21 protein-coding genes are annotated in these 21,350 nt (G+C 67.0%); 9 read left to right on the forward strand and 12 right to left on the reverse strand.

Features of this window, described 5'->3' with window-relative positions; all coding sequences use genetic code 11:
• Positions 1–26: 26 nt before the first annotated feature.
• Complete coding sequence (gene selD / locus B9Y70_RS10500; RefSeq protein WP_085550227.1) at positions 27–1,019, forward strand: selenide, water dikinase SelD; 993 nt, start codon at positions 27–29, stop codon at positions 1,017–1,019.
• Here the strand turns inward: selD and nrfD are convergent.
• Genes nrfD through fdh form a run of 3 tightly spaced genes read right to left on the reverse strand, consistent with a single transcriptional unit; the run spans position 1,006 to position 6,387 of the window.
• The gene (gene nrfD, locus B9Y70_RS10505; RefSeq protein WP_085550228.1) at positions 1,006–2,094 is read right to left on the reverse strand and encodes an NrfD/PsrC family molybdoenzyme membrane anchor subunit; all 1,089 of its coding nucleotides are present in this window, start codon (positions 2,092–2,094) and stop codon (positions 1,006–1,008) included. The genes selD and nrfD overlap by 14 nt on opposite strands.
• Positions 2,091–3,080 (reverse strand): 4Fe-4S dicluster domain-containing protein, encoded by a 990-nt coding sequence (locus B9Y70_RS10510; RefSeq protein ID WP_085550324.1) that lies wholly within the window; start codon positions 3,078–3,080, stop codon positions 2,091–2,093. The genes nrfD and B9Y70_RS10510 overlap by 4 nt, the downstream gene beginning before the upstream one ends.
• Positions 3,070–6,387, reverse strand: coding sequence for a formate dehydrogenase (gene fdh, locus B9Y70_RS10515; protein WP_205410444.1), 3,318 nt, complete (start codon positions 6,385–6,387; stop codon positions 3,070–3,072). Before fdh ends, B9Y70_RS10510 begins: the two co-directional genes overlap by 11 nt.
• 57 nt (positions 6,388–6,444) lie before the next feature.
• On the opposite strand from fdh, the gene B9Y70_RS10525 reads away from it, so the two are divergent.
• Genes B9Y70_RS10525 through B9Y70_RS10535 form a run of 3 tightly spaced genes read left to right on the forward strand, consistent with a single transcriptional unit; the run spans position 6,445 to position 7,824 of the window.
• A complete protein-coding gene (locus B9Y70_RS10525) occupies positions 6,445–6,864 on the forward strand; it encodes a rhodanese-like domain-containing protein (RefSeq protein WP_085550231.1) in 420 nt (139 codons plus the stop codon).
• A gap of 45 nt (positions 6,865–6,909) precedes the next feature.
• Positions 6,910–7,389 carry an NAD-dependent epimerase/dehydratase family protein gene (locus B9Y70_RS10530; protein ID WP_085550232.1) on the forward strand — a complete coding sequence of 160 codons (480 nt, stop codon included), beginning with the start codon at positions 6,910–6,912 and terminating at the stop codon, positions 7,387–7,389.
• A gap of 3 nt (positions 7,390–7,392) precedes the next feature.
• Entirely contained in the window at positions 7,393–7,824 is a 432-nt protein-coding gene (locus B9Y70_RS10535; RefSeq protein ID WP_143337615.1) for a Rossmann-fold NAD(P)-binding domain-containing protein, read from the forward strand.
• Here B9Y70_RS10535 and B9Y70_RS10540 read toward each other — a convergent pair.
• Positions 7,779–9,620: a heavy metal translocating P-type ATPase gene (locus tag B9Y70_RS10540; protein WP_085550234.1), complete on the reverse strand. Its 1,842-nt coding sequence runs from the start codon at positions 9,618–9,620 to the stop codon at positions 7,779–7,781. The two genes, B9Y70_RS10535 and B9Y70_RS10540, sit on opposite strands and share 46 nt — an antisense overlap.
• Before the next feature lie 147 nt (positions 9,621–9,767).
• Positions 9,768–9,986: a heavy-metal-associated domain-containing protein gene (locus tag B9Y70_RS10545; RefSeq protein WP_085550235.1), complete on the reverse strand. Its 219-nt coding sequence runs from the start codon at positions 9,984–9,986 to the stop codon at positions 9,768–9,770.
• A gap of 92 nt (positions 9,987–10,078) precedes the next feature.
• On the opposite strand from B9Y70_RS10545, the gene B9Y70_RS10550 reads away from it, so the two are divergent.
• Both B9Y70_RS10550 and B9Y70_RS10555 read left to right on the forward strand, forming a co-directional pair.
• On the forward strand, positions 10,079–10,645 hold the full coding sequence (locus B9Y70_RS10550) for a protein-L-isoaspartate O-methyltransferase family protein (protein ID WP_085550236.1): 567 nt from the start codon (positions 10,079–10,081) through the stop codon (positions 10,643–10,645).
• Positions 10,646–10,655: 10 nt separating this feature from the next.
• Positions 10,656–11,267, forward strand: a complete 612-nt coding sequence (locus tag B9Y70_RS10555) for an NAD(P)-dependent oxidoreductase (protein WP_085550237.1) — start codon at positions 10,656–10,658, stop codon at positions 11,265–11,267.
• Here the strand turns inward: B9Y70_RS10555 and B9Y70_RS10560 are convergent.
• Positions 11,264–11,971 (reverse strand): PIG-L deacetylase family protein, encoded by a 708-nt coding sequence (locus B9Y70_RS10560; protein ID WP_085550238.1) that lies wholly within the window; start codon positions 11,969–11,971, stop codon positions 11,264–11,266. The genes B9Y70_RS10555 and B9Y70_RS10560 overlap by 4 nt on opposite strands.
• Before the next feature lie 23 nt (positions 11,972–11,994).
• Here B9Y70_RS10560 and arfB point away from each other — a divergent pair, with 23 nt between their 5' ends.
• The 3 genes from arfB (at position 11,995) to B9Y70_RS10575 (ending at position 14,040) form a co-directional block, all read left to right on the forward strand.
• Positions 11,995–12,444, forward strand: a complete 450-nt coding sequence (gene arfB, locus B9Y70_RS10565; RefSeq protein ID WP_085550239.1) for an alternative ribosome rescue aminoacyl-tRNA hydrolase ArfB — start codon at positions 11,995–11,997, stop codon at positions 12,442–12,444.
• Positions 12,445–12,515: 71 nt separating this feature from the next.
• Positions 12,516–12,809 (forward strand): amphi-Trp domain-containing protein, encoded by a 294-nt coding sequence (locus tag B9Y70_RS10570; protein ID WP_159449813.1) that lies wholly within the window; start codon positions 12,516–12,518, stop codon positions 12,807–12,809.
• A 55-nt stretch (positions 12,810–12,864) separates the two neighbouring features.
• Positions 12,865–14,040: an RtcB family protein gene (locus tag B9Y70_RS10575; RefSeq protein WP_085550241.1), complete on the forward strand. Its 1,176-nt coding sequence runs from the start codon at positions 12,865–12,867 to the stop codon at positions 14,038–14,040.
• A gap of 71 nt (positions 14,041–14,111) precedes the next feature.
• Here B9Y70_RS10575 and B9Y70_RS10580 read toward each other — a convergent pair whose 3' ends face one another.
• From B9Y70_RS10580 to accB, 6 genes are read right to left on the reverse strand one after another with little or no spacing between them, the layout of a single operon-like run.
• Positions 14,112–15,164, reverse strand: a complete 1,053-nt coding sequence (locus B9Y70_RS10580) for a PEP/pyruvate-binding domain-containing protein (RefSeq protein WP_143337616.1) — start codon at positions 15,162–15,164, stop codon at positions 14,112–14,114.
• Positions 15,165–15,198: 34 nt separating this feature from the next.
• Positions 15,199–17,022 (reverse strand): PEP-utilizing enzyme, encoded by a 1,824-nt coding sequence (locus B9Y70_RS10585; RefSeq protein WP_085550243.1) that lies wholly within the window; start codon positions 17,020–17,022, stop codon positions 15,199–15,201.
• Positions 17,023–17,041: 19 nt separating this feature from the next.
• Entirely contained in the window at positions 17,042–17,872 is an 831-nt protein-coding gene (locus tag B9Y70_RS10590) for an HAD-IIA family hydrolase (RefSeq protein WP_159449814.1), read from the reverse strand.
• 1 nt (position 17,873) lies between these two features.
• The gene (locus B9Y70_RS10595; RefSeq protein WP_085550245.1) at positions 17,874–19,337 is read right to left on the reverse strand and encodes a pyruvate/oxaloacetate carboxyltransferase; all 1,464 of its coding nucleotides are present in this window, start codon (positions 19,335–19,337) and stop codon (positions 17,874–17,876) included.
• Positions 19,334–20,683, reverse strand: a complete 1,350-nt coding sequence (locus B9Y70_RS10600; RefSeq protein ID WP_085550246.1) for an acetyl-CoA carboxylase biotin carboxylase subunit — start codon at positions 20,681–20,683, stop codon at positions 19,334–19,336. Before B9Y70_RS10600 ends, B9Y70_RS10595 begins: the two co-directional genes overlap by 4 nt.
• A gap of 8 nt (positions 20,684–20,691) precedes the next feature.
• Positions 20,692–21,210: an acetyl-CoA carboxylase biotin carboxyl carrier protein gene (gene accB / locus B9Y70_RS10605; RefSeq protein ID WP_085550247.1), complete on the reverse strand. Its 519-nt coding sequence runs from the start codon at positions 21,208–21,210 to the stop codon at positions 20,692–20,694.
• Positions 21,211–21,350: the final 140 nt, after the last annotated feature.

Genomic DNA, 21,350 nt, shown 5'->3' on the forward strand with positions numbered 1-21,350 from the left:
CCACTTGTATAGCTACAGTCGGGTGCATGAAAACTAATCCGGACATTGTTCTCACCAGCTTCGCCGCGGGCGGCGGCTGCGCCTGCAAGATCCCGCCCGGGGAACTCGAGGAGGCCGTCCGCGGGCTCACCGGTGTCACCGACCCGAACGTCCTCGTCGGGCTCGACGACGGTGACGACGCCGCCGCCGTCCGCATCGCCGACGACCTCGCCGTCATCTCCACCGCCGACTTCTTCACCCCGGTGGTCAACTCCGCCTACGACTGGGGACGCATCGCCGCCGCCAACGCCCTCTCCGACGTCTACGCCATGGGCGGCCGCCCCGTCACCGCCATCAACCTCGTCGCCTGGCCGCGCGAGACCCTCCCCCTCGAGCTGCTCACCGAGGTGCTGCGCGGCGGCATGGACGTGGCCACCGCGGCCGGCGCACCGGTGACCGGTGGCCACTCCATCGACGGCCCCGAGCCCGTGTACGGCATGGCCGCGACCGGCATCGCCGACCCCGCCACGCTCATGCGTAACGACGCCGCGCAGGCCGGCCTGCCCCTCACCCTGACGAAGCCGATCGGCGTCGGCCTGCTCAACAACCGGCACAAGTCGACCGGTGAGGTGTTCCAGGCGGCGATCGACACCATGACCACCCTCAACCGGGACGCCTCCCGCGCGGCGGTGGCCGCCGGGGTCAGGGCCGCGACCGACGTCACCGGCTTCGGACTGCTCGGTCATCTCTACAAGATGGCCCGCGCCTCGGGTGTCTCCGCCGTCATCGACCACACGGCGGTCCCCCACGTCGACGGCGCCGACGAGGCCCTGCGCGACGGTTTCATCTCCGGCGGCTCGCGCCGCAACCTCGACTGGGTGCGCCCGCACCTGCAGGCCGAGGGGGTGAGCGAGGAGGACCTCATCATGCTGGCCGACGCCCAGACCTCCGGCGGTCTGCTCGTCGTCGGTGAGGTGCCGGGGTACCCGGTCATCGGTGAGATCACCGCGGGCACCCCGGGGCAGATCACCGTCCGGTAGTGATGTTCCCGCCGCCCTGCCGCTGCGCGAGGCGGGCCTTCTGCGGTTCGACGACGTACTTCGGGTCGGTCACCGAGTGCAGGCCGGCCTCGAGCACGCCGAAACGGGTGAGCGCGGAACCCGCGAGCAGTGCCGCCCCGGACAGGGCCGCGCCGACCCGGTGGCGACCGGCGAGCACCGTGCCCACGCCGCCGGCGATGACGAGGCGCTCCGCCCAGGTGAGCAGCCGCCCGGCGGTGCCGTGGTGGTACGGCTCCGCGGACACCTCGTCCAGCTGGGTGTGCATCGCCTTCGTCACCGCGACGTCGCACACCGCACCCGTGGCGGCGAGCACGCGGGCCGGGCCCGCCTCCTCCACCGGGGTGGTGATCATTGCCAGGCCACCCGAGGCGGCCGATGCCGAGCTGACGAAGAGGAACGGCAGGTGGTACTTCGCCGCGTTCCACGCCGGGGTGGCCGTGTCGCCGAAGAGCACCGCGGTGTAGACCGCCAGCGGCGCACCGAGCGAGGCGGCCAGGGCTCCGGCCGCGGGGGCGGCCGCCTGGTGGGTGACCGTGCGGATCGCGTCCGGCAGCGGCAGGCGACGCCCCGTGAGATCGTCGACCTCGGCGGCGGCGGCGGCGGCGGCGGCCGTCGAGAAGCTGGCGAGCAGCCACGAGCCGACGTTCATCGGCGAGGAGAGCTTGAACACGCGGAACATGTTGAGCAGCCGCTCCGGGCGGCCCAGGTCCGCGATGAGTGCCAGCGAACCGGCACCGGCGGCGGTGATGGTGGCCAGCCGCGCGTTACGACGCAGCGTCCTCCGCCCCGTCAGCTGCGCGCCGAAGCCCAGCAGCGAGGAACCGCCGGCCACGCCGCCGAGGAAGAGGTAGACACCGATCGGCCACTCCCACGGCGGGGCCTTGACCACCGGCTTGCCGTAGTAGGACTCGAACTGCATGTCCGGGACCATGCGCTCCTCACGGGAACCGTCCATGGCCCCCGCCCCGGCCCGGCGGCGGCGCTTCTTCCGCCCACCCCCGTCGCGGCGGCGGGGCTCGACCGGGTCGCGGTAGTTGTCGAACTGGTTGCTCATGCACGCGCTCCGATCAGGAAGGAACCGACGACGGCCGCGACCATGCCCGCGGCCGCGAGGGCCGCCTTCTTCGCCATCTCGGGCAGGTCCGCGGTGGGCACCCGGGGATCCGGGGGCAGGCCGTAGACCTCGGGGGCGTCGAGAAGCAGGAAGATCGAGCCGGTGCCACCGACCCCGTCGAGCTCGTTGGCACCGTAGAGGCGCGCCTCGGTGCGCCCCTGGGCGTGGAGGGTGGCCAGCCGCTCGTGGGCGCGGCGCAACATCTCGTCCCGGTCACCGAACTGGATCGACTCGGTCGGGCAGGCCTTCTGGCAGGCCGGGGCCAGCCCGTCCATGAGGCGGTCGTAACACAGGGTGCACTTCTGGGCGACGCCGACGTTGCGGGTCGGGGCGTGCACACCCTCGGTGAAGTCCTCGCCCTCGCGGCTGTTGCGCTTCTGCACGCCGCCGTCCGCGCGGCGCTCGATGACGCCGAAGGGACAACCTGCGACGCACGTGCCGCAGCCGTTGCACACGTCGTCCTGGACGACGACCGTGCCGAACTCCGTGCGGAACAGCGCACCCGTCGGGCACACGTCGAGGCAGCCGGCGTTCGTGCAGTGCTTGCACACGTCCGAGGACATGAGCCAGCGGAAGTCCGGGGTGTCCGGGTGCGGCTGCTCCTCCTGCTGCCGGGACGGGTCCCCGATCGTCGGCATGCCCAGGCCCGTCAGGCGACGGCCCGATTCGCGGGCCTGCTCGATGCGCTCGTGGTCCTGCTCGATGAACGCGACGTGGCGCCACGTGTCCGCGCCGAGGGACCCGGTGTTGTCGTAGGAGTTGCCCGACAGCTCATAGCCCTCGACCGGGTTGCGGTTCCACTCCTTGCACGCCACCTCGCAGGCCTTGCAGCCGATGCACACGGAGGTGTCGGTGAAGAAGGCCTTGCGGGTCTCCCGCGCGTAGCCGACGTGGGCCGGGTATTCGGTCACCTGGTTAGTGCTCACGGTGGTCACTCTCCTTCTCCAGCTCGCGCAGTTCCTCCGGGTCGGAGACCTTCGTGTTGCCCGACGCCGCCGTCAGGCCCGCCCGGACCTGGTAGAGGCGGACGAGGTCGTCACGCTCCGCGCCCCGCGGGCGGCGGCCCGCCCGGATGTCACACGCGCCGACCTTGGAGGCCTGGATGGCCACGTTCGGGTCGAGCGTGATGCCCAGCAGATCGTTCGGACCGTCGCCGGTCACCGGCGCGTAGGGCCCGTTGCCGAAGTGGAACGGCAGTCCGATGTTGTGGTACTCCTGTCCGTTGATCGTCATCGCCGGCATGCGGTCGGTGACCAGCACGCGCGCCTCGATGACGCCGCGTGGCGAGATGAGCGTCGCCCAGCCGCCGTTCTCCAGCCCCCGCAGCTCGGCGAGCTCCGGGGAGACCTCACAGAACAGCTCCGGCTGCAGCTCCGCGAGGAACGGCAGCGCGCGCGTCATTGCGCCGGAGGTGTAGTGCTCGGTGAGGCGGTAGGTGGAGAACGCGAACGGGTAGACGTCGGAGCCGAACTCGCCTGGCGCCGGGCGCGACAGGTTGTCCGCACCCGGGAACGTCAGGCGCGCCGGCGACTGCTGCTGCCCGTAGAGCGCATTGCCCACCGGGGACTCGTGCGGCTCGTAGTGCGTGGGCAGCGGGCCGTCGACCATGCCCTTGGGCACGTACAGCCAGCCCTTGCCGTCCGCCTGCATGATGAAGGCGTCCCTACCGGACAGGGCGGCCGGGCCGACGTCACCCGGCGAGGGCTCGTGGTCCGGACGCAGTCCGACGGGGAAGTCGGGCACGTCGTCACCCACCCACTTACCCGCGGACTCGTCCCACCAGACGTACTTCTTGCGCTCCGACCAGGGCCGGCCGTCCGGATCCGCAGAGGCGCGGTTGTACAGCAGGCGACGGTTGAGCGGCCACACCCAGCCCCAGTCCATGGCGAGCTCGTTCTGCTCGGAGCCGGGGCGCTTCTTCGCCGAGTGGTTGACACCGTCGGCGAAGACACCGGAGTAGATCCAGCAGCCGCCGGAGGTCGAGCCGTCCGCCTTCATCTCGGTGAAGGTGCTGAGCAGCTCGCCGGCCTTCTCCCCGGTGAGGTGGTAGCCGTTGATCTCCTTGAGCACGGCCTCGGCGTCCGGGTCACCGTGCTCGTCGACCGGGTAGTCCCACGTGATGTTCTTCAGCGGGATGTCGCGCGGATCATCCGAATCGGCGATCTTCTCGCGGATGCGCACGCCGAGGTCGTAGAAGAACTGCAGCTCGCTGGTGGAGTCCCCCGGCGGGTGCTTCGCCTGGAAACGCCACTGCAGCATGCGCTGCGTCTGGGTGAACGTGCCGGACTTCTCCACGTGGTTGGCAGCCGGCAGGTAGAAGACCTCGGTCTCGATGTCCTCGGTCTTCAGCTCGCCGGAGAGCACCTCCGGGGAGTCCTTCCAGAACGACGCGGTCTCCATGACCTGGAAGTCACGGACCACCAGCCACTTGAGGTGGGACAGGCCGAGGCGCTGCAGGCGGCCGTGCGACTGGGCGACGGCCGGGTTCTGGCCGAAGACCAGGTACCCCTCCACCTCGTCGCGGAGCATGGCCTGCAGGGTGTGGTACGTCGAGTGCGCGCCGGTGAGCTTGGGGATCCAGTTGAAACCCCAGTCGTTCTCCTCCGTCGCGTGCTCGCCGAAGTAGGCCTTGAGCAGGCTGACGGCGTAGGCGTCACCCTTCTGCCAGAAACCGGCCTGGTTCGGGTTGCTCACCGTCCACAGGTAGTCGTCGAAGGACTGCTCCTCGACGGTCGGCATCGGCAGATAACCCGGCAGCAGGTTGAACAGCGTCGGGATGTCGGTGCAGCCCTGGATCGACGCGTGACCGCGCAGCGCCATGATGCCGCCGCCGGGGCGACCCATGTTGCCCAGCAGCAGCTGGAGGATCGCCGAGGTGCGGATGAACTGCGCGCCCAGGGTGTGCTGGGTCCAGCCCAGCGCGTAGGCGAAGCAGGTCGTGCGCTCGCGGCCGGAGTTCTGCGTGATTGCGTCGGCGAGGTAGTGGAAGTCCTCGACGGAGATGCCGCAGGTCTCCTCCACCATCTCCGGGGTGTAGCGGGAGTAGTGGCGGCGCAGGATCTGGAACACCGTGTTCGGGTCCTGCAGCGTCTCGTCCTTCTTGAACTGCCACGTGTCCAGCGGCTGACCGCCGGCCCCGGTCGACTGCGCCCACGCCGCGCGCTGGTGCTCCTCCTCCTGGTTGTCGCTCTCCCCCTGCGGGTTGCGGTGGGAGCCGTCGGCACGCTGGTACGCCCAGGTGTCGATGTCGTACTGCCCGGTCTCCGGGTCGAAGCCGGAGAACAGGCCGTCGAGGTCCTCGGTGTCCTGGAAGTCCTCGTGGATGAGCGTCGAGGCGTTCGTGTAGTTGAGGACGTAGTCCCGGAACCACAGATCGTTCTCGATGACATGGCGGATGAGGGCACCGAGCAGCACGACGTCACTGCCGGCACGGATGCCGATGTGACGGTCCGCCACGGCGGAGGTGCGCGTGTAGCGCGGGTCGACGTGGATGAGCTTGGCTCCGCGCTTCTTCGCCTCCATCACCCACTGGAATCCCACCGGGTGAGCCTCGGCCATGTTTGACCCCTGGATGACGATGCAGTCCGCATTCGCCATATCCTGCAGCGGCTGGGTCGCGCCGCCGCGGCCGAACGAGGTTCCTAGACTAGGAACCGTGGCGGAGTGTCATATGCGCGCCTGGTTCTCGAGCTGGATCGCGCCGGCGGCGGTGAACAGCTTCTTGATGAGGTAATTCTCCTCGTTGTCCAGCGTCGCGCCGCCGAGCCCGGCGATACCCATCGTGCGGTTGACGGGGCGGCCCTGCGCGTCGGTGTCCTGCCAGCCGTTGCGGCGGGCCTCGAGGAAGCGGTCGGCGATCATGTCCATCGCCTGCTCCGGGTCGAGCTTCTGCCACTCCTTCGCCTTCGGCGCGCGGTAGAGCACCTCGGTCACACGGGTGGAGGAGTTCACCAGCTGCTCGGAGGCGGAGCCCTTCGGGCACAGACGGCCGCGCGAGATCGGCGAATCCGGGTCGCCCTCGATCTGGATGACCTTCTCGTCCTTGACGTAGACGAGCTGGCCGCAGCCGACGGCACAGTAGGGGCACACGCTCTTGACGACGCGGTCCGCCTCGGCGACCCGCGGCTGGAGCTCGGCGCTCTTCCGTGACTGCGCGTTGCGGTCGCGGCCGAAGGGGTCACCGTCCCGCAGCTGCCGGATGACCGGCCAATTCAGGGGGCTGATTCTGGACATGTCCCCACCCTACCAAGTGACGTATACGACACACGGGTTTGTTTTAACATTGTCCGCATGTATCCCCCTCGGTTTCCGGTGGCCGGTTCGATGTCGCTCCTCGAGCACGCCCGCGCCGGCCTCGACCGGCTCTCCCCCGAGCAGGCGCTCGCCGAGCAGCGCTCCGGTGCCCTGCTCATCGACGTCCGCACGGACACCCACCGCGCCGGCACTGCGGGTGTCCCGGGGGCCATCGCCGTGGACCTCACGGTCCTGCCCTGGCGGCTCGACCCCGGGTTCAGCCACCGCATCCCGGAGGCCACGGACTTCGACCGCCGCATCATCCTCTTCTGCCGGCACGGCTACTCCTCCTCCCTGGCGGCCTGGAACCTGCGTCAGATGGGTCTGCACCGGGCGACCGACATCGTCGGCGGTTTCGACGCCTGGGAGGCCGCGGGCCTGCCGCTGCACCACGGCCCGGTCGACGTCCGACCCTGAGGACGCTTTCCCCGGAACGCGTACGGTGGAGGTACGGGCACTCCACTGCATGTCACCGTCACGGGGGCCGGGGGTGTCCTCGGCACCCATGTCGTCGCTCAACTGCGGGCCTACGGCGACCGGGTGACCGCGTTGGCGGACCCGGCGGCCTGCGATGTGCGCGACGCCGCGCAGGTGGCGGAGGCGATCGGCCCATGCGACGACATCGTCCGCCCGGAGGTGCGCGCCGTCAACGTCGGCGGGACGGCGAACATCATCGACGCCGCGCGCCGACTGAGCGCCCGCCTGGTCTACGTCTCCTCCGTCCACGCACTCACCGAATCCCCGGCCGGGGCGGTCATGCGGGAGGCCGACAGTTTCGACCCCGACACCGTGGTGGGCGGCTACGCGAAGACGAAGGCGGAGGCCGCCGCGTGGTGCTGGCGGCCGACGATCTCGAGCGCGTCATCATCCACCCCTCCGGCCTGCTGGGGCCGGGTGATCCGGGGTCGACCAACCTCACCAACCTCGTGCGCCGACTCATGATCGGTGAGCTCGGCGTGGTGCGACGGCGGGTACGACATGGTCGACGTGCGCGACGTCGCGGCGGCGATCGTCACCGCCTGCCGCACCGGAGACGGCTGCTACCTCACCACCGGCGACTACGTCACGCTCCGGCAGATCGGCGGCATCGTCACGGAGCTGGTCGGCCGACGCCGCCCGACGATCCTGCCGACGTGGATCGCCCGGGTCGGTGCCATCCCGGCGGAGTGGATCGGGAAGGTCTTCGGACGTCCTCCCCTGTTCACCCGCTACGCCCTCCACACACTCGGTTCCGGCAACCGTTTCGACAGCACGCGGGCGCGGCGGGAACTGTCGTTCCGGCCGCGCCCGGTGCGGGAGAGTCTCACCGACATGGTGGCTGACCTGCAGGGTCAGACCCGCACCCCCTCCCGCGATGCCACCCGCAGCGTCGGCTGATCCTCCCGCAGCGTCGGCCGCAGCAGGAGCATCGCGATGGCGATGACCAGCAGCACGGACGCCTCATGGACGAGCATGCCGATCGACATGGTCACCCCGCCGGCCAGGACACCGGCGAGCAGCACCGCGACGGTCACCAGGGCGATGGCGATGTTGATCCGCATGGTCCGGACGGTGCGGCGGGCCAGGCCGAGGGCGTAGGGCAGCCGGGGCAGACGATCGGCCATGAGCGCGATGTCGGCGGTCTCGATGGCGGCCGGCGATCCGGCGGCTCCCATCGCCACGCCGATGTCGGCGCGGGCCAGGGCCGGGGTGTCGTTGACTCCGTCGCCGACCATGGCGACCACCCGCCCGGCATCCTGCAGTTCGCGGACGATGTCGAGCTTGTCCTCGGGCATGAGCTCCGCGCGGACCTCGTCGACGCCGAGCTGGGCGGCGACGTTGTGCGCCACCCGGGAGGCGTCGCCGGTGGCCATGACCACCCGCACCCCGCGACGGTGCAGAGCCGCGATCGCGGCGGCGGCGTCGGCACGGACGGTGTCGGCCACGGCCACGATACCCACGGCCTGTCCGTTGACACCGACCCACATCGCGGTGCGGCCCAGTTCGTTGAGTTCCAGCACCGGGGCCGGGTCCGGCTGCACCTGCAGCAGGGCGGCGGTGCCGACGGTGACGTCCTGCCCGTCGATCAGGGCGCGGATGCCGTGGCCGGTGACGGGCTCGGCGGCGTCGATAAGCGGGACCTCAAGGCCCCGGTCCTCCGCCCCGCGGATGATCGCCTCGGCGAGCGGATGCTCGGACGCGGTCTCGGCGCGGGCGGCAAGCGCCAGCACCTCATCCTGCGACCAGCCGTCGAACGCCAGGACGTCGGTGAGCTCCGGGCGGCCGTTGGTGAGGGTGCCCGTCTTGTCGACGACCACCGTGTCCACCTTCGCGGCGGTCTCCAGGTACTCGCCGCCCTTGATGAGCACCCCGTCCTTCGCGGAGCGGCCGATACCGGCGACGATCGACACCGGGATGGAGATCACCAGCGCGCCGGGGCAGCCGATGACCAGCAGCGTCAGCGCCAGTTCGATGTCGCGGGTGAGCAGCCCGGCGAGCAGCGCGCCGAGCATGACGCCCGGGGTGTACCAGGCGGAGAAGCGCTCCAGGAAGGTCTGCGTGCGGGCCTTGTCGTCCTGGGCGTCCTCCACGCGGTGGATGATCTTCGCCAGGGTGGAGTCGGCACCGATGCCGACGGCCTCCACCCGCAGGACGCCGGAGCGCAGCCACGTGCCGGCGAAGACCTCGGAACCCGCGGCCTTCTCGGCGGGGACGGACTCGCCGGTGATGGTGGCCTCGTCGACGCCGCCGTGACCGGCGATGACGCGCCCGTCGACCGGCACCTGCTCGCCGTTGCGCACGAGCACGACGTCGCCGGGCTCCAGCTCCCAGATCTCGACGGTGACGGGCTCCCCGTCGCGCAGCAGGGTGGCGGTCTCGGGGGCGGCTTCGACGAGATCACTCAGCGCCCGACGCGTCCGGTTGAGGGTGGCCTTCTCCAGCGCCTTACCCAGCGCGAAGAGGAAGGTGACGGCCGCGGACTCCCAGTAGTTGTTGATGAACAGCGCGCCGACCGCGGCCACGACGACGAGCAGATCGATGGAGATGAGGCGGATCCGCAGCGCCTGCCACGCCGAGACGGCGATGCGCCAGCCGGCGACGAGCGCCGCGGCGATCATGAGCAGATCCACGCCGGTGACGAGCGCCGCGATGATGAGCAGTCCGGAGACTGCCACGGTTCCCCAGGTTTTCATGGTGATGGTCCTTTCTCGAATTGTTGTCACCAGTGACGTTATGGCGGCCCGCGGGGGACGTCCTTGACGTGGATCAAGGAACGCGGAAATGGCCCCGGCAGGGGAAAACCCTCGTTTCCGGCACCGGAAACGAGGGTTCGACAGGTCCTACACCGCGGATGGCCTGGCGGTGTAGCCGACGGCGGCGACGGCGTCGACAAGCTCGCGTACGGAGACCTGCTCCGGGTCGTGCTCGACGAGGATCCGGCCGGAGGAGAACTTCACCTCCGCCTTGTCCACCCCGGCGAGGCCGGTGAGCTTCGTCTCGATCTTGTTCACGCACGAGGGGCAGGAGAATTCGTCGGAGCGCAGCGTGGTCTTCTTCATGGTGGTGTCCTTTCTGTATCTGACACCTCTGACGGTAGGGGCCGCGCGCGGGGAGTTCCTTGACGCAGATCAAAGATCGCTAGGGTCGGGGTATGGACAGGATCAGGCAGGTCATGGCACGCGTCGACCGCACGGGCTTCCTCCCGGAGCACGCCCGTCGACATGCGGGCGTCGACGTCCCCCTCTCCATCGGGCACGGCCAGACGAATTCACAGCCGTGGACGGTGGCCTTCATGCTCGAGCTTCTCGACGTCCGCCCCGGTCACCGCGTCCTCGACGTCGGTGCCGGTTCCGGCTGGACCACGGCTCTCCTCCACGAGCTTCTCGACGACCGCGGCTCCCTCGCCGCCGTCGAACTCGTCCCCGAACTCGTGGAGTTCGGACAGGCCAATCTCGACGCCGCCGGGGTGGACGTGCGCATCGAGCAGGCCACGGACGGGGTGTTCGGGCTGCCGCAGCAGGGCCCCTTCGACCGGATCCTCGTGTCCGCGGAGGCCACCGAGCTGCCCGCCGACCTCGTGGAGCAGCTGGTGGAGGGCGGGATCATGGTCATTCCGGTGGACGGGGCGATGTGGCGCGTGGAGAAGCGTGCTGACGGGCAGGTGCAGGTCACCCGGCACGGCGGGTTCCGTTTCGTGCCGCTGCTGCGCCGTCGCTAGGGTTGTCCACATGAACATCACCGTCATCGGAGGATCCCGGGGCACCGGGGCGCAGATCGCCATCGCCGCCCGGCAGGCCGGGCACCAGGTCAACGTCGTCTCCCGCAGCGGCAACGCCCCCGTGGGCACCCGCGCGATCACCGGTTCGGCCACCGATCCGGAAGTGCTCCGCGAGGCCGTCGCGGGTGCCGACGCCGTCGTCGTCACCGTCGGCGGTTCCCGCGGCACCTCCCGGGGTCGCACGCGCGTGACCTCCGCGGTCATCGACGCGATGCGGGAGGCCGGGGTGCGTCGCCTCCTCGTGCAGTCGTCGCTGGGCACCGGGGATTCCGCCGCTCAGCTGCCCGTTCCGCTGCGGCAGCTGATGAAGCTGGTGCTGGCGAAGCCGCTGGCCGACCACAACGAACAGGAACAGGCCGTGCGGGAGTCCGGCCTCGACTGGACCATCGTGCGTGCCACCGGCCTGAAGAACGCCCCGCCGACCGGCACCGTCCGCGCACTGGAGGTGGCTGATCACGGAACCCTCGGCGGATCGATCCCGCGCATCGACCTCGCGGAGTTCATCCTCTCCGTGATCGAGGACGAGTCGACGATCAGGAAGGCCTTCGGCGTCAGTTCCTAGATCGGGTCGAAGACGCGGAAGCTCACCGCGCGCTCGCCGTCGGGCTGCTCGATCATCATGGGGATGAAGTCCTCCGGCTTCGGGTGGTCCGGGAGGGCCTCGAAGTAGACCTTGTGGCAGGCGAGCGACTCGATGCCGCGCTGCTCGGCCTTCTCGTCGACGATGACGCGGTGCGTAGGGTCGCCGGGGTTGACCACGAGCAGGCGCTCCACCTTGTGGGCCGGCAGGTCGAGGTCGCGGTGGACCCAGGGGTTGTCGGCGTCGCGGACGGCGTCGACGGTCATGAGCCCGGCGACGCGGTGGTCGGCCTGGTTGTAGGAGCCGTAGGCCTCCAACTCGAAGTTGGCGGTGATGACGGTGTCGGGTTGGAACTCGCGGATGTGCTTCGCGATGTCCCGGCGCAGCTCCATCGAGTCCATGAGCTGGCCGTCCGGGTGCTCGAGAAGGGTGAGGTCGGTGACGCCGACGGTGGCGCAGGCGGCGCGCTGCTCCTCGGCGCGCAGCGGTGCGACCTCGTCGGGGTCGAGGTGGCGGATGCCGGCCTCGCCGTGGGTGAGCAGCAGGTAGCCGACCTCCACTCCGGCGTCGGTCCACATGGACACGGCGCAGGACAGGCCGTACTCGGCGTCGTCCGGGTGCGCGACGACGACGAGGACGCGTCGGAAGTCGGACCAGTCGTAGGCGGGCAGCACGGTTGTTGTCATGTCACCACTCTATACTCGGAACCATGGACCCGCTAGTGCTCGACCCCGGGCCCGGCATCCCGCACGGGCTGACGATCCCGGCCGCCGACCTCACCGAACAGTTCGCCCGTTCCTCCGGCCCCGGCGGACAGGGGGTCAACACCACCGACAGCAAGGTGCAGCTGTCCCTCGACCTGGCGGCCACCTCCGCGCTCGACGAGCGCCAGCGCCGCCGGGCGATCCGCAATCTCAGCACCCGTCTGTCCGGGACGGTCCTGCAGGTGGAGGCGTCGTCGCAACGCTCCCAGTTGCGCAACCGGAATGAGGCCCGCCGCCGACTGGCCGCGCTCCTGCGCGAGGCGCTGGCCCCTCCCCCACCGCCCCGCCGACGGACACGGCCGACGAAGGGATCGGTGCGGCGTCGATTAGCGGCGAAGCGGCACCGCTCGGACATCAAGGCCGCCCGCAGGAAACCGGACCGGCCTGGGGACTGAGCTGCAGAAACAGGACCTTTACCGGCTTCCTAACGTGTGAGATCATGGACTTAGAAGGGAGGTGGAGCACCATGAGGAAGAACGGGAAACTGCTCAAGAGCAAGGCGAAGTTCACCCGCGACGAGCTGGCTGACCTGCTGGAAGGTCTCGCCGGCCGGATCCGTGACGGCCAGCTCACCCTCGGCGAGGGCGCCGGACAGGTCGAGATGGACCTGCCGCGGACGTTCACCGTCAAGATGGAGGTCGCCGACACCGGCAAGCGCGTGCTCGAGCGCGAACTCGAGCTGGAGATCGAATGGCCCGTCGAGGCCGACGGCACCCCGCTCGAACGCCCGGATTCCCGATCCGGATTCACCGTCGCCTGACCACACCCCGCGACGACCCTCGTCGCGGGGTCCTGCTTCCCGTACAAAGGACACCATGCACGCCATCTCCGACACCGTGAAGTCGTGGGCGTCGCTTCTCGACGACGCCACCCGCGACCAGGCCCGCTCCCTGGGTCAGCTACCGTTCATCCACCCGCACATCGCCCTCATGCCCGACGCCCACGCCGGCCTCGGCTCCGCGGTGGGCACGGTCATCCCCACCGTCGGGGTGGTCATCCCGGCGGCCGTCGGCGTCGACATCGGCTGCGGCATGATCGCCGCCCGCACCCGCTACACCGCCGCCGACCTGGAGGGACGCAACCTCACCCACCTCCGGGACACCCTGGAACACGTCATCCCGCTCTCCCCCGGCAACTACAACAAGCGCACGGACCGCTTCCCCTTCACCGCCCCGCGGCTGCGGGAGCTCACCGACCTGGCGAAGCGCGACGACGTCGATCTCTCCCACTCCCCGCACTGGAAGGTCCAGCTGGGCACCCTCGGCGGCGGCAACCACTTCATCGAACTCTGCCTCGACGAGCAGGACCGCGTGTGGATGTTCCTCCACTCCGGATCCCGCGGCGTGGGCAACAAGATCGCCCGCGTCCACATCCGCGCCGCCCAGGAACAGTGCCGACGCGAGGGCGTGACACTGGCCCACCCCGACCACGCGTACCTGCGCGAAGGCACCCCCGAGTTCGACCGCTACCTGCGGGAACTGCGCTGGGCCCAGCACTTCGCCCTGCTCAACCGCGAGGACATGATGGACCGCTTCGCCTGGGCCCTGGCCGACTTCCTGGGCGACCGGGACGTCGGCGAGGTCGAACGAATCAACTCCCACCACAACTACACCGAACCCGCCGTCATCGACGGCGTCCACGTCTGGCTCACCCGCAAGGGCGCCATCGACGCCAGCGAGGGGCGCCCCGGACTCATCCCCGGGTCCATGGGCGCCCGGTCCTACGTCGTCGAGGGCCTCGGCAACGACGAGGCCCTGCGCTCCGCCCCGCACGGCGCCGGCCGCTCCCTCAGCCGCACCCAGGCGAAGAAGAGGTACACCGCCGCCGACCTGGAGAAGGCCATGGGTGACATCGTCTACCGCCCCGGCAGGCAGTGGGTGGACGAGATCCCCGCCGCCTACAAACCCATCGACGTGGTCATGGAGGACGCCGCACCACTCGTGCGCATCCGCCACACGCTGCGGCAGGTGCTCAACGTCAAGGGGCTGTAGGGGCGGGGTCAGCAGCATTTCTTGCGACCGTTGGAGTCAACGGGCCCACCCAGCGCCGTGGGAGACAGCCTTCAAACAGCGTTACCTGAGATCGTGCCCGTGATCCAGTTCATCATCGAGGCCGAAGAGTCGAAGGCGGGCTTGCGCTCAATGTTCGACCACACGGTCTCCGGACGGCACTGCAGGAGGATGATGTTCTCACCCGCGGGCAGCTCCTCGTCGATCGCGAACTCAATGTCCTGAGGAGCCCCGTCGCGGCGCTTTTCGATCTCCAGAGCGAGCTCTGCCAATGCCAGAACCTCTTCGTCAGACATGCACGGGTCGATCCAGCGAGACTCGTCCACGGGGACCGGGGCATCCCCTCGCCGATACTCGATCCGCTTGTCACCGGGAGTATGGGACACCACCGAGTGGGTGATCTTGTCGACGACCCAGTGGTCCGGGGTGACTTCACCACCGACCACCGCCAGTCCCAGACCCCAGCTGGCGTCAAGGGAAATCTTCGTGCGATCTCCGGTAATCGGTGTGACCGTGAACAGAACACCCGCGGACCGGGCCCGCACGGTCTTCTGGACAACGACCGCCATCTCAATCTCTTGTGGTCGAATGCCCTTCGACGCAAGATAGGTGAGAACACGCCCGGTGTAGACACTGCGGTAGCACTCGAGTACGTGCTCGATCACATCGTCGGCACCGACGATGTCAACCCAGGTTTCGAACTCTCCCGCGAAACTGGCGTCAACCGAGTCCTCTGCAGTCGCGCTGGAGCGGACCGCAACAGAAACGTCCTGGATACCCACTCGATCGCACAGCTCCTGGTAACGATCACGGATAGCTGTGGCCGCAGGCTCGGGAATCCCGATCTTGTCGAAGACCTCCGCGATCTTCTCCTCAGCCTCGTCGTATGCGGCTTGACCGGACGTCGGGGTGAGGTCGTCGAGGATCTCGGCGAGCCGTTCCCGCGTGTCTCCCTGGTCGAGGAAGTCCCGGTAGGCGTCTACCGTGATTCCGTAGCCCGGTGCCACCGGCATACCGTCGCGGAGCATCTCCGCCAGGCTCGCAGTTTTACCGCCGACCCGACGAGGATCGGTGCATTCTTCCTGGTTGTATGTCAGTGTGTACACGTCGTTAGCCTTTCAATCGATGTTCGTTGAGGTTTTATGTTTCGAGGATTTCGACGGTGCCCTTCTTACCGTCGAGACGGACACGCTGGCCGGTCTTCAAGCGCGCGGTGGCGAAGCCGGTTCCCACCACTGCCGGGATGCCGTACTCGCGGCACACGATGGCGGCGTGCGACATCATGCCTCCGATGTCGGTGATGACCGCCGACGCCACCGCGAAGGCAGACGCCCAGGAGGGGGCAGTGATCGGGGCGACGAGAATCTCATCCGGCTGCAGCGACGGCAGATCCTTCTCGCTGCGGAGCACGCGGACCACGCCCTCGATCTGACCCGGGGAGGCCGGGATACCGTTGAGAGTGTCAGGCGCGCCCTTCGACGACGACAGCCAGTCATTGACACGCTCGGTGGTAACGCCGTAGTTCATGACGGCGAACGGGTCGGTGATCTCAGCCGGCGGCGCCGAGTAGGCAGGCGGGGCAGTTACGGACTGCATCGCCGCCACGATCGGCTTGCGGCGCTCGACCTCGGCCTGCCACCGCTTCTTGCCGCGGGCGGAGACGCCGATCGCCCATGCCTGGACGAGATCGGCGAGGGCAGTGTCGACCTCAAACCGGTTCAGGTAGAACATGTCCTCCGGGTTCTCGAAGAAGCCCGCGGAGACGAAGAACTCGGCGAGTTCATGGGCCTTCTTCCAGAAGACATCGTGGGTCCAGTGCTCAACGTAGATGTTGTGCTCTTCGATGTACGGGAACACAGTTCGTGCCAGCTTGAGAAGCTCATCGAACTGGACTGCCTCGGACTCATTGAGGTACTTGCGGTACTCGCTGACGATTTCGTCGCGCTCAGCCTGCAGCCTTTCCACCGGGCGGGAAATGTCCTGCCCGTCAGCGATCGCGCGTGCATAGTCCGCGATCGCCTTCAGCGGCACCGACAGATCGTCGTTCCAGGTGTCCTGGTCGTGAGTGAACCCGTACTCGGTGAAGTAGTTGAACCAGGGATTGCGGGACTTCTCAAACTCGGCGAGCCACTGATCACCCTCCGCGCTTCCGGACAGGGCAGACTGCAGCTTCTCAGGGTCGTTATCCTCCGGGAACTTGTCGACGATCCCCAGTTCAGCAGCCAGCTGACCCAGCTTCCGCAGTTCTCCGTCCGGGCGGAAAGCCAGGACGTCGACGCCAGCGACCATGCGGGACACGGTCTGATCATCGATGAGGGGGAAGGCGTTCTTGCAGAACTGGAAGAACGTGATGTAGCCGCCGTACCCGAGGTTCAGGAACTCGAAGTGGTACTGCCACGCGTTGAGGAACTGATCGATCAGTTTGTGGTAGTTCTCCAGGATGTCCATCGAGACGGATCGCCCGGTGGCGTTGAAGACAACCTCGTCGGGATCGTAGTCAGGCAGCGGTGGGAACGTGATCTCCCGCATGTCTGCGATGACACCTTCCATCTTCGTCTTCCAGGCTTCGTAGAGTGACGGCCAGTTCTCGTAGTAGTACCCGGCCCGCTTCTGGAAGTACTGGGCGCGCTCCTGGATCATTGCAGGATCCGTCACCCCGGTCGGCGAAATGTAGACGTATCCGTTGAAGACCCTCACGTCCAGGCCGAGTGACACCGGCAGGGAGAAGATGCGGGTAGAGAAGACACCTGCGCCGTAGTAGACGGCCTCGGCGCCAATGCTGTCGAACGGGTGCACGCCGCGCGACCAGTGCATGGTGTCTGCGAACCAGAACTTGGAGTCATCGTGCTCGCGTGTTTCCTCGGAGGGCACGAGGTAGTAGGGGTACATGGACTCCCAGCCGTCGGCCCCCTCGGGAGCGGATGCCTCGTGGAAGTAGTCGAAGCGGTTGTTGTCAGTGCTCATGTCTCTGGTCTTTCTGTGTTCAGGTGTTGGCGAGATGGCTGTAGAGTTCCGCGACATCGCGCAGAACCACATCGGGACGGTGATCTCCCGTCAGGTTGTTCAGTTGGTCTTCGGAAACGGCACCGGAGAGCACGAGCACCGAAGTCGCTCCCATGAGATGAGCGAGATCGATTTCGGCGGTTGCATCCCCGACAATGCCGATCTGTTTGGGAGGGACGCCCAGTCTTCTGATCAGGGTCTCGCCCAGGCCGGTCGAGGGTTTTCCCAGCACCTGCGGCTCGGTGTCGGTCACCCACCCGACGGCGTGCGCCATCGCCGCCGAGATACAGATGGATTTGCCCGTCCCTCCGTGGAACCACTGGGCAGCGACGGTCGTGTACAGCGGGGCGCCAGCCTCGACGGAGAGCGCTGCGGCGTTGAGCTCGGCCCGAGTGAAGTTCTCGCCCGCCCCCACGATCACTGCGTCTGCAAGACCATCACCCGGTTCAATGAGCTGCCCGCCCAATTCCCGGAGTGGGGTGCGGATGCCTTCGGTCCCCAGGACGAGGATCTTCCCGCCGGCGTGGTGGTGAGCGACGAAATCGGCTGCTGCTGATCCGGCGGTGATGAACTCTTCGTCTCTCACCGGGATACCCTTCTCACGCAGGTACGCTGCATATTCGGCCGGTGGCTTCTCCGAGGCATTCGTGCAGACGATGACCGGATGTCCTGCGTCATGGAGCCAGGCGATCAGCTCTCCTGCCTTATCCATCGGTGTGCCTCCGGCACCGCCAGCTTTTGACGCCCGCATGAGGCAACCGTCGATGTCGATCATCCATGCTGAGATCGAATTCAGAAGTTCTTTAGACATGTCACTTCTCCTTGATGTTCGCGAAGCTGAATGAGCGATCATTCGTGGTCATGCTGAAAGATCGAACCGGCGAACCCTGGGACGCAACCTCCAGGAGCTGACGAATTGTCGCCGCCGGGGTCGACCCCTTCGCCGCGATCATGTTGTCCACCTGCTCAGCCGGCATGACCGCGCGGAGCAGGAGCTCCTCGTCGGAGATCGTGCGACCGAACTTCTTACGCAGATCGTCGATCGTGATGTCCTCATCCTCTGAGGTCTGCCTACCTCGCTCGGTAGACAGGGCCCGATCGAGGAGGTCCTGGTCGACCGGTCCGGGCAGTTCTCCGAAGTCGCCCCTCAGCAGGTCAATGACTTCATTGGAGATCTGCTTGTAACGTTCGCCGGTGATGACGTTGAGCGTCGCCTGAGTGACGATGTACTGGGCGAAGGGTGTCATGACGATCGGCCATCCCAGATCCTTGCGAACCTGCACGGATTCCTCGATGACCTGATCGAAGAGTTCCTCCTGGCGAATCTCTCGGAGCTGTCGTCGCGTGGTCGACTGAACGCCACCAGGAATCGTGTGGTGGAAGTAGGCCTCGTCGTACTCATTCGGCGTCCCGACCGGCAGATTCGTGTACTTCGCCTGCTGGTACAGGTAGTCGGCCGCCGCGTTCATGGCGTCCAGATCCACGTTCACCTCGTAGCCGCGGGCCCGCAAGTTGGAAACCAGCCGTCGGGCCTCGGGATGCGAAGCTCCGTTGGCCAGCGGCCCCAGCGCGCAGTGAATGGTGTGGATGCCCAGGTCAGCAGCGTCCAGAACCGTCAGAGGAGACAGTCCAATCGTTGAGTGGGAGTGGATCTCCTTGAACTCCGTGCCGGTCGGAGCAACCGCCTCTTGGAGCGCAGGGATGAGGGTGCGAATGGAATCCGGGGTCAGAAGGCCGGCCGGATCCTTGAGGTACATACCGTCCACTGCTTCACATGCTGCGAATTCAGCCGCACCCTTGGCGAAGTACTCGTCGGTGTGGACCGGCGATCGGGTGTACGTGATGCCACCGATGACCTCCTCGAAGCCGACTCGTTTGGCCATTTCAGCCGTGGCACGCGCACCTTCGATGTCCTGCATCGGGTCCACCACCCACATACGACGCACGCCATTCCTGGCGAGCAGGGTGAAAGCCAGCTCAAAAATCGCCCGCGGAGTGCGGTGGAACGTGATGAAACGCTTTCCGGTGGTGAGAAAGCCGACCTTCTGATCCGGCATGGCCTTCACAGACTCACGAATTCGGTCCCACGGGTCTTCTGCGTGATAGCGGACAGCCGTGGCGAGGACGGTCGACGACAACAATTCGACCGCTTCGTAACCGACCTTTCCGATGTGCGGGGTCACCCCCTTGGCGATTCGGGTGGTGACTCCGGTCGCTCCCCAGATCGACTGGTTACCGTCACGAAGTGACACGTCGACAAGTTTGATTTCGGTCATGATCGGATCTCCTCAAGAGTGTTGGTGAGCCAGTGGGTTGTCACCGTGTTCTGCCGGTAAGCGTCAGTGGCGAGAATGTCGAGCAACAGAGGTATCGAAGTTGTCACTCCTTCGACCACGAAGTTGCCGAGGACGTGAGACATTCTGTCGATCGCCTCGTCACGGTCGGTGCCCCAGACGATTTGTTTGGCCATGAGCGCGTCGTAATAGGGCGGGAAGAGATAGCCTTCGTAGATGTGACTGTCGAGCCGAGAGTCACCCGACACGACAGGGACCCAGCGGGTGACCCGCCCCGGGGTTGGCTCCAGGCCTCGGTCAGGATCCTGAGCCGTGATGCGGCATTCAATCGCATGGCCGGTCAGCTCAATGTCGCTCTGTGAGAATTCGATCTCAGTGCCGAGTGCAGCCAGGATCTGCTGCCTCACCAAGTCGACTCCGGTCACAGCCTCGGTAACCGGGTGCTCAACCTGGACACGGGGGTTAACCTCGAGGAACGCCAGCTCGTCGCGGGACACGTCATAGAGGAACTCCACGGTCCCGAGACCGACATAATCAAGCGCCTCCGCAATCCGGAGAGCACTGTCGTGCAACAGAGAGCGGGTCTTCTCGGGAAGGGCCGCGCACGGAGCTTCCTCAATCACCTTCTGGTACCGGTACTGCACCGAGCATTCGCGCTCACCGAGGTGAATCCGGTTACCGTGGCGGTCACCGAGGATCTGCACCTCAACGTGCTTCGCGTCGGTAACAAAACGCTCAAGGAACACTTCCCCGTTTCCGAACGAAGCGGCGGCTTCCGCGGCGGCAAGTTCCCAAGCATGGTCCAGGTCCGCGTCATTATGGACCAGCTTCATACCTCGGCCACCGCCACCGAAGGAGGCCTTAATCAGCACCGGGTAACCGATGTGCGCCGCCAGAGCATGGAGTTCCTCTGAAGTAGATGCCGTACCACCAGCCGAGACAGGCACGTCGACGGATTCCGCCAACCGGCGCGCAGTCAATTTGTCGCCGAGAGATTCCAGTGCCTCCGGCGACGGGCCGATGAAGATCAGACCGTTGTCGGCACATTTTCTGGCGAACTCTGGGTTCTCGGAAAGGAAGCCGTACCCTGGGTGGACTGCGGTGCAGCCCGTCGCGGTCGCAGCCTGGAGAACAGCGTCGATGTTGAGGTAACTGTCCCCCGGGCGCGGACCACCGATCACAATCGTGCGGCCCGCACGCTTTGCTGCCAGGGTGTCGGTGTCTGCCGACGAAACGCCCAGCACTGTGTCTATACCCAGAAGCTCACACGCCTCTAGTATGCGGAGGGCAATCTCACCCCTGTTGGCGATGAAAATTCTATGGGACATGGTTCTGCCTACACCTTCAGAGCGAAGAGGGGCTGGCCGAATTCAACCAGTTCACCGTCAGCGGGGTAGATCGCGACAACCTCTCCTCCGTTGTCTACGGTCACCGAGTTCATCAGCTTCATCACTTCGATGATGCAGACCGTGGCCCCGGCCTCGATGCGGTCGCCCACGGAGACGAACGTGGGTGCGCCCGGCTTTGGAGCCCCGTAGAACGTCCCCAGCATCGGAGCAGTAACCAGAATGTGATCAGCCGGCAGATTGTCGGGATCGATTGACGACGACGGCCGGGAGGGAGACGAGACAACCTGCTGCGGCTGGCTCTGCTCTGGAACCGGAGCCTGCGGGACCGCAGCCGGGGCGGGAGCCGCAGCAGTTGCAACCTCCGGAACGCGGGCGCCGCCTCCGATGGTGTGCCCGTCGCGGGTGACGTGAATGAGGAAGTCACCCTGCTCGTATCGGAACTCGGTGAACTCGGTCTTGTCGAGCTGCTCGATGACAGCTGCAAGCTCTTCGAGATTGAGATCCATGGATTTACTCCTTGATTGTTTGCCGAGAAACCGCTGGTGGGGAAGATGAAACCCCGACCCGGTCAGTGTTGTGATCTGGATTCTTAGGGCCGACCCATGTGGCGTAGACCACGTTATCGGCACCCTTGACGAACGTCAAC

It is taken from the genome of Corynebacterium pollutisoli (assembly GCF_900177745.1).
GTDB classification, from domain to species: domain Bacteria; phylum Actinomycetota; class Actinomycetes; order Mycobacteriales; family Mycobacteriaceae; genus Corynebacterium; species Corynebacterium pollutisoli.